Origin of the sequence: Halomonas sp. (genome assembly GCF_052095695.1) — a bacterium.
Classification (GTDB): Bacteria; Pseudomonadota; Gammaproteobacteria; order Pseudomonadales; family Halomonadaceae; genus Vreelandella.
Genome location: NZ_JBQDLQ010000128.1, coordinates 1 through 6783, shown reverse-complemented (window position 1 = coordinate 6783; position 6783 = coordinate 1). Strand labels below are relative to the sequence as shown.

The 6783-nt window shown below is 53.3% G+C and carries 3 protein-coding genes; 2 read left to right on the top strand and 1 reads right to left on the bottom strand.

Going from position 1 to position 6783, the window contains the following annotated elements:
• Positions 1-188: 188 nt before the first annotated feature.
• Positions 189-1643, bottom strand: a complete 1455-nt coding sequence (locus tag ACTH5D_RS16750) for a glyceraldehyde-3-phosphate dehydrogenase (protein WP_441673228.1) — start codon at positions 1641-1643, stop codon at positions 189-191.
• A 267-nt stretch (positions 1644-1910) separates the two neighbouring features.
• Here ACTH5D_RS16750 and mfd point away from each other — a divergent pair, with 267 nt between their 5' ends.
• Positions 1911-5360, top strand: coding sequence for a transcription-repair coupling factor (gene mfd, locus ACTH5D_RS16745; protein WP_441673226.1), 3450 nt, complete (start codon positions 1911-1913; stop codon positions 5358-5360).
• Positions 5361-5443: 83 nt separating this feature from the next.
• Entirely contained in the window at positions 5444-6559 is a 1116-nt protein-coding gene (locus tag ACTH5D_RS16740; protein WP_441673224.1) for a L,D-transpeptidase family protein, read from the top strand.
• The last annotated feature ends 224 nt before the right edge of the window (positions 6560-6783 follow it).

The window sequence follows — 6783 nt, the reverse complement described above, 5'->3', positions numbered from 1 at the left end:
CCCCGAAAAATCCCTCGTATTATAAAGACAACCGCGTCCAATGACCACATCCCTTATGACCTTCAAAAGTGCTATATACATACACAAGAAGGTGAATTGAGACCAAAAAAAGGCGCCACCCAGAGGTAGCGCCCGTTAGTCCTGCTCGCATGAACGTCCAACACACGAACTTCCCTACGACTAATTACTTAGCGTGGTAACTTTAAGAACTGAACATTAGACATCTGCTGCAAAATACGCACTACCTGACAGCTGTAGCCAAACTCATTGTCGTACCACACATAAACGACAGCATGATGGCCGCTAGCAATCGTCGCCTTGGCATCAACAATGCCCGCATGGCGGTTACCAACGAAATCAGATGAAACCACTTCAGCGGAATCAACGAAGTCAATTTGCTTCTGATAAGCGGACTCAATCGACATCCGACGCAAGTAATCATTTAACTCACCGGCGTCGACCGTTTCATCCAGCGTCAGGTTTAGAATCGCCATGGACACATTGGGAATCGGCACGCGAATGGCGTTGCCTGTCAACCGGCCTTCTAATTCAGGCAGCGCCTTCGCGGCAGCTTTGGCGGCTCCCGTTTCAGTCAATACCATGTTGAGCGCCGCGCTACGGCCACGACGATCGCCTTTATGGTAGTTGTCGATCAGGTTCTGATCGTTAGTGTAGGCATGAACGGTTTCAACATGGCCATTCACAACGCCGTATTCGTCGTTGAGCACCTTCAATACCGGCACAATCGCATTAGTCGTGCATGACGCAGCAGACACAATAAGATCGCTATCGCCAATCGACGCATGGTTAATGCCATAAACAATATTCTTGATATCCCCTTTGCCCGGTGCGGTTAACAGGGCTTTAGCGGCACCTTTACATTTCAAATGCTGACCCAGGCCGTCTTCATCACGCCAGATACCGGTATTATCAACAATCACAGCGTTGTTGATGCCGTACTCGGTGTAATCAATCTCACTGGGGGAGTCGGCGTAAATAACCTGGATAACATTGCCATTAACTGTCAACGTGCGCGCCTGCGCATCGACGACAATCGTACCGTCGAACGGGCCATGAACAGAATCACGGCGCAGCAGGCTGGCGCGTTTTTCAAGATCTTTCGCCACGTCGCCACGACCACGCACCACGATGGCACGTAAGCGCAGAAGATTACCGCCTCCGGCTTTCTCAACCATCACGCGCGCCAGCAAGCGGCCAATACGACCAAACCCGTAAAGCACCACATCTTGAGGCTCCCCCGTGCTTGCGCCTGGCTGATAACCATCAATTATTTCGTGAAGCTCTTTACGTAGAAAAGCCTCAACGTCACCGCCACCTTGGTGCTTAAACATCACCGCCAGCTTACCCACATCTACATGCGCAGGCCCAAGGTTAAGCGCAATCATGCCTTTTAGGATGGGGTACGTATCGTCGACAAACAGCTCAGTCCCTTCAAGCTTGCGCACGAAGCGGTGGTCTTTAAGAATGCGAATGACCGACCGCTTAATCAGCGAACGTCCGAACATGGTGGCAACAACGTTATTTTGACGATAGAGCTGACCCACCATAGGGATCATCTGTTCCGCCAAAGCCTCGCTACCCTGCCATTCTTGAAAAACGTTTTCGAGAGCTTGCTGACTCACGTGCGGCCTCATTAATGTAGTGAAAAAGTATAAAAACAATAAGTAAAAAACAATTTTCGTGCTGCATTATCCTAGCCAAGCGCCGCCGTCGCAATGAAAGGATGGTCGCACAGCGTGTAGGCGTATTACAGAATCGTCGATTTGACTACAAGCTTACCGCGAGAACCGCCAATGACTAGTAGCCTTCGATAAGCGACAGCGCTCTAACTGAAACGAGTGATCGTGTATGATCTGCTTTCCGTTTCAGCGCAAAACGATATCTTGATTATGCCAACTTTTTCTCTGCTCGAACCGCCCCAGCCCGAAGGGACTCGCGATACGCTCTACTGGACATCGCCGCCGGGCAGTGCGACTGCACTGGCACTCTCCCGCGTTGCAACCAACGCGCCTCTATTGGTCATCACGCCCAATACAGCCAGCGCGCAGCGCCTTGAGCAAGACCTGTATTTCTACAGCGACGTACCGGTGCTGCCCTTCCCCGACTGGGAAACGCTGCCCTACGACAGCTTTTCACCCCACCAAGACATTGTCTCGGCACGGCTACGCACGCTTCGTCAGTTGCAAGATGGCGTGCGTGGCATCGTCCTGGTGCCAATCAATACGCTGATGCAGCGCTTGCCCCCGGTGGAATATATTGCCGGGCGAGTGATGACCTTAAAAACCGGCGAGCGGCTGGATCGTGAGACCTTTCGCGAATCATTATCACGAGCGGGCTACCGTGCCGTAGAAACGGTTTACGAACCCGGCGAATATGCCATGCGCGGCGCGCTGATTGATCTGTTTGCCATGGGCATGGATGAACCAATCCGTATCGATTTGTTTGATGATGAAATCGATACGCTGCGCCACTTTGACCCAGGCAGCCAGCGCTCTACGGATAAACTTGAGTCACTTGAGCTATTACCCGCCCATGAGTATTCACTCAGTCGCAGTGCCATTGCCTGTTTCCGCGAAAAATTTGAAACGCTATTTGACGTCGATCCTCGCCAGTGCCCGCTGTATAACGATGCATTAAAAGGCATTCCGTCACCGGGCCTTGAGCATTATTTACCGCTATTTTTTGAGCATACCGCCTCCTTATTCGATCACCTGACAAATGACACACGAGTGGCTTTGCTGCCCGGTGTTTTCCAAGCTGCCGAGCAGCATTGGCAGGCAATAGATGCTCGTTTTGTCAACTTAGGCGTGGACAACACGCGCCCGCTTCTGCCTCCGCATCGGGCATTTTTTCCCGTCAGCGACGTATTTTCGGCGATCAAATCGTATCCGCGCATTGAGCTGACCGAAGACAGCCAGCAACGCCATGCGCAGCTGCCTGATGCCACATCGCTTCCAACGCTGTCGATCAACTCGCGGGCGAAAAAGCCGTTAGGCGACCTGTCGGCGTTTTTAACCTCACACTCTGAAACACGCGCGCTGTTTGTGGCGGAATCGCGCGGTCGGCGCGAGGCATTAGAAGAGATACTGGCACCGCTGAAGCTCTCACTGCCCCACACTGAGAGTTTCCATGCGTTTCTGGCTGGCAGCGAACAGTATGCGATTACCGAAGGGCTAGTCGACAGCGGCCTGTGGCTTAACAACCCCAGCTTGGCGGTGATCAGTGAAACAGAGCTCTTTGGCGAAGTCGTACGGCAAAGTCGCCGTCGTGAAAAAGCCACCGATGACAATGAGCTGGCGGTACGCCATCTATCAGAACTGCGTGAGGGCGCGCCGGTTGTTCACCAAGCCCATGGCGTGGGCCGCTATTTAGGCCTTGAGACACTTGAAGCGGGCGGGCAGGCAAATGAGTTCCTTGCGCTCTCCTATGCAGATGGCGCCAAGCTATATGTACCCGTCGACAGCCTACACATGATCTCCCGCTACAGCGGCGCCGACGACGAACTGGCGCCTCTGCATAAGCTAGGCTCAGATCAATGGGAAAAAGCGCGTCGCAAAGCCGCCGAGAAAATCCGCGATACCGCCGCCGAACTGCTGGATGTGTACGCACGCAGGGAAGCTCAGCAGGGCGTGGTCTACGAAGTGCCTGGGGAGGATTACCTGCGCTTCTCAGCCAACTTCCCGTTTGAGGAGACGCCCGATCAGCATGCGGCCATTGAAGCGGTGATCAGCGACATGACGTCGCCACAGCCGATGGACCGTGTGGTGTGCGGCGACGTAGGCTTCGGCAAAACAGAAGTCGCCATGCGTGCGGCGTTTCTAGCCGTGCAGTCCGGCCGCCAGGTAGTCGTTCTGGTGCCGACCACCCTGCTCGCACGCCAACATTTTGAGAACTTCCGCGATCGCTTTGCAGATACCGCCGTCAATATTAGCCTGATCTCCCGCTTCACTAGTGCCAAAGAAGTCTCTCAGACGCTGGAAAGCATTAAAAACGGTCAAACCGATATTGTAATCGGCACTCACAAGCTGCTCTCAAAAAGCGTTGAGCTACCTAAAATGGGCCTGCTGATTATCGACGAGGAACATCGCTTTGGGGTTGCCCAAAAAGAGAAGCTGAAAACGTTACGCGCTGAGATCGATATATTAACCCTGACCGCCACGCCTATTCCGCGTACGCTGAACATGGCCATGAGCGGCATCCGCGACCTATCGATCATCGCCACGCCGCCGGCCCGCCGCCTTTCAGTCAAAACCTTCGTACAGCAGCATGACGACAGCGTGATAAAAGAAGCCCTGCTGCGTGAAATATTGCGCGGCGGCCAGGTCTATGTGCTGCATAACGAAGTTAAAACGATCGAAAATACCGCCGAAAAGATCCGCGAGCTGATACCTGAAGCACGCGTTGGCGTTGCCCACGGTCAGCTACCTGAGCGCAGCCTGGAGCGTATTATGTCGGATTTCTACCACCGCCGATTTAACGTACTGGTGTGCTCTACCATTATTGAGACGGGCATTGATGTACCTAGCGCCAACACCATCATTATTGAGCGTGCTGACAAGTTTGGCCTGGCTCAATTGCACCAGTTGCGCGGGCGAGTTGGCCGCAGCCACCATCAAGCCTATGCCTATCTTTTAACCCCGACACCAAAAGCCATGACGCGCGATGCGATGAAACGCCTTGAGGCCATCAGCGCTTCGGATGATTTAGGGGCGGGCTTTACACTGGCTAGCCACGATATGGAAATTCGCGGGGCAGGCGAACTGCTAGGTGATGAGCAGAGCGGCCAAATGGAAACCATTGGCTATACGCTTTATATGGAAATGCTTGATCGAGCCGTGAAGGCAATTCGTGCCGGCAAAACACCCAACATCGACACTCCCTTCAATACCGGTGTCGAAATTAGTCTTAACCTGCCCGCCCTAATTCCCAGCGATTACATTCACGATGTGCAGCAGCGGCTAGTGATGTATAAGCGGATTGCCAATACGCAGAGCGATGGCGAGCTTAAAGAACTGCAGGTTGAGCTTATTGACCGCTTTGGCTTGCTGCCCGCGCCATTGAAAAACCTCATTCGACAAACCAAGCTGCGCCATCGCGCTGAGCAGCTAGGCATCAGCCGAATAGAAGCCGGTGAAAGCCGTGGTCGAGTACTATTTGAAAGCAGCACTCAGATCGACCCGATGACACTGGTGACACTTATTCAACGCTCACCAAAACACTACCGTTTGGATGGTGCCGACACCTTAAGATTTGAATTACCTATGGAAAGTGTTGATAAGCGTTTTCAGCAGCTAGAAAACTTACTCAGCACGCTTAATCAAAAAGTAGCGGCGGCGTGAACCTTGGGGCAAACTTGTTAGTAGCTATACCTACTGGTCACCAAAATGCGCATCAGCAGTAAATTGACAAATTAGGAACGACTATGAACATTCGACATACTTTCAATCTCTGGGGCCCCACCAGCTTGGCCATGCTGCTAGCGACCAGCTTGGCTACCCCTGCTTTTGCGCAATCCGCTGACGAGCAGGTAGACGGCCAACAAGCGCAAGAAATCAACCTCGATGCCGTCGACAGCGCATCACAGGTTGCTAGCCGAGACGAGCTGCCCCGCGGCCACTTCCGCCTACCTGAAACCGGCGATATCGTCGGGGAGCGCTATACTGTCGTTGTAGAAGACGCTAGTCAGACACTCGTGGATATTGCTCGACGTCACAATATTGGCTATGAAGAAATTCGTATGGCCAATCCTGACGTAAGCCTATGGGTTCCCGGCGCAGGTACCGAGGTCGTTATTCCAGCGCAGTATATTTTGCCCCCAGCACCTCGCGAAGGCGTCGTGGTCAACCTATCTGAGTTGCGTCTTTACTATTACCCGGCCAACAATCCTGGCATCGTTGAAACCTACCCGATTAGCGTAGGCCGGGAAGAGTTTGCAACCCCGGTTGGTATCACCCGTACAACCGTTAAGGTAAAAGATCCCGCATGGGCACCGCCGGCTTCGATGCGCCGTGAAGCGGCCGAACGCGGCGATCCAGCGCCTTCGATTGTACCCGCAGGCCCTGACAACCCGCTTGGCGAGCACGCCATACTTCTGGCGATGCCTAGCTACTTAATTCACGGCACCAACAAGCCAGAAGGCGTAGGCATGCGTGCTAGCCGTGGTTGTATTCGTATGTACCCTGAAGATATCGCCTCGCTGTATGAGCGCCTACCTAGCGGCACTCAGGTCAACCTGATGGATGCGCCCTTTAAAGCAGGCTGGGGAGCCGATGGCACACTGTTCGTGCAGTCCTTCCCTCAGCTTGAAGAAAACGTCGGTGATTTCGAACCGATACGCAACGCAATTGATCGCGTTACGGCGCTAACTGAAGATCAAGTAGAGATCGACCCAGAGCAGATAGAGCGTGCCGTTGACGCACCAGACGGCCAATTTATTGCCCTCTTTGGCCCCGGAGCACCTGAAATAAAACCCGAGCCTGTCGAACTTATCGACGAAATTGAGCTCACGGCAGTACCTAGCAGCGAAGAAAAAGTTTGACGCGCTGATAGCGCAGCCACAAAAAACCCCGCCGAGGCGGGGTTTTTTTGTGTAGCTGTGTGCAAAGCTTCTTACATTACAATCTACACATACAGCAACCGCTGAAAGAGCCTACTGACTCCCCCAACAGCCCAGGCAGAATTACTTCTGCATGGAACGCTGGAACATACGGTTCATTTCTTCACGGTTCTGCTCAGACATCTGCAGAGCAGCCTGCGCATCGC

Coding starts and splice junctions, on each gene's coding strand:
- mfd (WP_441673226.1), top strand. CDS start 1,911: ATGCCAACTTTTTCTCTGCTCGAACCGCCCCAGCCCGAAGGGACTCGC.
- ACTH5D_RS16740 (WP_441673224.1), top strand. CDS start 5,444: ATGAACATTCGACATACTTTCAATCTCTGGGGCCCCACCAGCTTGGCC.